This window comes from uncultured Desulfovibrio sp., from assembly GCF_944327235.1.
Lineage (GTDB): Bacteria > Desulfobacterota > Desulfovibrionia > Desulfovibrionales > Desulfovibrionaceae > Desulfovibrio.
In genome coordinates, this window is the sequence record NZ_CALVHE010000145.1 from 1 (window position 1) to 3,200 (window position 3,200).

Sequence of the window (3,200 nt, forward strand, 5' to 3'; positions counted from 1 at the left end):
TCCAGCAGGATGTCCAGATGCAGCTCGCCCATGCCGGAGACCATGCGGCAGCCGGATTCCTCATCCTGCCGCACCAGCAGGGTGGGGTCCTCGGCGGCATAACGCTCCAGCGCCTCGTCCAGCACCTTGCCCTCGTCGGCATTGCGCGGCTCCAGCGCAAGCGTGATGACCGGCGCGTAACTTTCGATGGCCTCCAGTCGCACCTGCCGCTCCCGACTCGTGAACGTCTCCCCGGTATGCGCCGAACGCAGCCCGACGACGCTGACGATATCGCCCGCGGACGCGCTCTCGAGCTGCTCGCGACGATCGGCGTGCATACGGTAGATGCGTCCCACCCTCTCGTCACAGCGCTGGTTCACGTTGCGCAGGCTGTCGCCCTCGTGCAGCGTCCCGGCATACAGGCGCAAGAAACTCAGCTTGCGGCCGTTCTCCATGAGCACCTTGAAGACCAGCGCCGCCACGGGAGCCGCCGGATCGGCGGGGATGACGACCTCTCCCCCCTCCTCATCCGTCCCCGTGGGCGCGGGCACGTCCAGCGGAGAAGGCAGCCAGGCGCAAACGCCGTCCAGCAGAGGCTGCACCCCGCTGTTGCGCAGCGCCGAACCGCAATACACCGGCGTGACCGCACGCGCCAGCGTCGCCCGGCGCAAGGCCGCGCGGATGTCCTCCGGCCCGTGATCGCCGCCAAGGTACCTCTCCAGAAAATCGTCGTCCGCCTCGGCCAGCTTTTCCAGCAGATGCTCCCGCCAGACGGCGCACAGCTCCACTGCCCGCGCCCCGGCCTCCGCCACAGGACGACGCTCCACCGTGCGCCCCTGATCCTCCGCCGAAAACGTCAGATACTCCTCGGTCAGCAGATCCACCAGACCCGCAAAATCCTCTCCCTGACCCACAGGCACCGTCAGCGGCAACGGATTGGCCCCAAGCCGCTCCCGCAGCGCGGTGAGCACGGCCTCGAAATCCGCGCCCAGCCGGTCGATCTTGTTGATGAAAGCCAGCTTCGGCACGGAAAAATGCTCGGACTGCCGCCAAACAGTCTCCGATTGCGGCTCCACGCCCGCCACCGCGCAAAAGACCCCCACCGCCCCGTCCAGCACCCGCAGCGAACGCTCCACCTCGATGGTGAAATCCACATGCCCCGGCGTGTCGATGAGATTGAGCGTATGCCCCGCCCACTGGCACGACGTGCACGCCGACGTGATGGTGATGCCCCGCTCCTGCTCCTCCGGCAAATAATCCATGGTGGCCGTGCCGTCATGCACCTCGCCCAACCGGTGGATCTTGCGACTGTAAAAAAGCATACGCTCGGAAAGCGTCGTCTTGCCCGCGTCAATGTGGGCCATGATGCCGATATTGCGAATGTCCTGCATGGGCTGTCCTGTACTCTGGTTCACATGTTCCGCCAAAACGCTCCGGCACGGGTGCTCGTCTGGGGGGAAGGGGAGGCCCTCCGCCTGTCGTCGATGTCCGTCAGACCGAAGGTCCGACGGGCATGGCCCCTCTGGGGGGAAGGGGAGGCCCTCCGCCGGCGCGGGAGGGCCTCCCCTTCCCCCCAGGCCCCCCAACCCCTCCCCAGCGCGCTTTTATCGGGGAGGATGGAAGGGAAAAAGTGGCACGCAGGCCGTCCCTTCGTCCGCCGGTCTCCCGGTGATACGGGAAAAGGGGACGCGGGGAAGGACGCGCCGCGCAAGATCGCCCTGAACGACCCTACAGCAGGCCGAAGGCCGCGCGCCGGAGAGCGAAGAAATCCGGCGTCAGGCCGTCGTGCAGCCAGAAGCCTTCACAGCCGGGCGTCAGGGCCAGCGGGGCGGCGCCGCGTCCGAAAGGACGGTCCGCGCTCAGGTGGCAGTGGGCGCGGGCGGCCTCCGGCGTGGTATAGATGGCCGCCGGACTTTCGGGCAGAGCGGCGGTCCTGGCCCGCTTGACGCATCCTTCACCGTGGGCCAGCACAAGGGCCTCCATATCGAAAAGGTCGGGCTGCGGCAGGGCCAGTGACGGGGCATACCGCTCTTCGTAACAGGGGATATGGAGATGGCGCGCCGTCTGACCGGCAATGTCCAGTTCGCCCTTGTGCAGCAGCACGAGGCGACCGGGGCCGGGCTGCGTCTCCTCCAGCAGACGGCAAAGCGCGGCCTCATCCAGACGGAAAACGTCCTCGACGCCGGTCAGTTCCAGCGCCAGCAGGGCCTGCGCGGTGGGCGTCTGGCCCTGCGGCCCCACGCAGATAGCGCCGAGCAGGGGGACTTGCGCCAGAAGAGCGGGCAGACAGGCCGCCGTAAGGCGGGCCGCCGCCGCGTACGCCGGGGTAAAGGCCACCACGGCCCACGGAGCCGGGCAGCGATGTTCCTCCTGCCAGAAGCCGCTGAAGGGATCGCGCCAGCCGCCGCTTTGCTGGGCGGTGGGGCGACCGAAATACTGGGCCATGAGGGCCAGACCGGTTTTCAGGGCGGCCCGCAGCGTGGGAGATGCGGCCTCGTAGGCGGCTGCGCTGGCGTCGTCGTCCACACGGCAGCCGTCCAGCCATTGCGGCCAGCAGCTCTCGGGATCAGCGAAAATATCGGGGAGGGTATTGCAAGTGGTCATACGGCCTCTCTCATCTGGCGGGTACGGCAGAGGACGACGGATGACAGGACCGCCGTCGTGCAGGGCAATGCTCCAGACGAAAGCATAGCAAAAGTGCGTCCCATGCGCCAGAGGCCACTTTCCCTCCCGCCGAGAGGGCGGGCAGGAGCGTTTCAGCTTTGAAAAAGATGGAACGCGAGGCGGCGGCATGACATTACGACCCCCACGCGCCCCTGCATGAAAAAACGCCGTCACCCGCCAATGAACGCGCTGCATTACGACCCCCCACGCCCCTGCATGATGAAAAAAAGGAACGCGAGGCCGAGGCACAGCGCCGCCCGGCCCAAATCAAGCGGGATGACCACATTTTCCCCGCGAAACGACAGGCCGTATGGTTTGGAACGCGAAGCGTTTCAAACGGAAAATGCTTTAGCGTTAATAGGCCCTTGGTTCGGCGGCAGAGGAGATGCCCGGCGCGGGAGGCTTGTCGAGGGGCTGGCGAACGGGGTGGGCGTGTAGGCGGGGGCGGTTTTTTGCCGCTGTGCCGCCGGGGGACCGGCGGTCGGGGGGAGCCTGCCGGAGGGACGCTCCCTTGTCATCCTCCTGAATAAAAGTTTTTGCGGGAGGAAAGGGGGGGG

At 66.8% G+C, this 3,200-nt stretch carries 2 protein-coding genes; both read right to left on the minus strand.

Annotation, left to right across the window (positions count from 1 at the left end):
- A partial coding sequence (locus Q0K00_RS11630) for a GTP-binding protein (protein ID WP_297229708.1) occupies positions 1-1,370 on the minus strand: 1,370 nt, incomplete at its 3' end.
- Between the two features lie 337 nt (positions 1,371-1,707).
- Positions 1,708-2,583 (minus strand): hypothetical protein, encoded by an 876-nt coding sequence (locus Q0K00_RS11635; protein WP_297229710.1) that lies wholly within the window; start codon positions 2,581-2,583, stop codon positions 1,708-1,710.
- Positions 2,584-3,200: the final 617 nt, after the last annotated feature.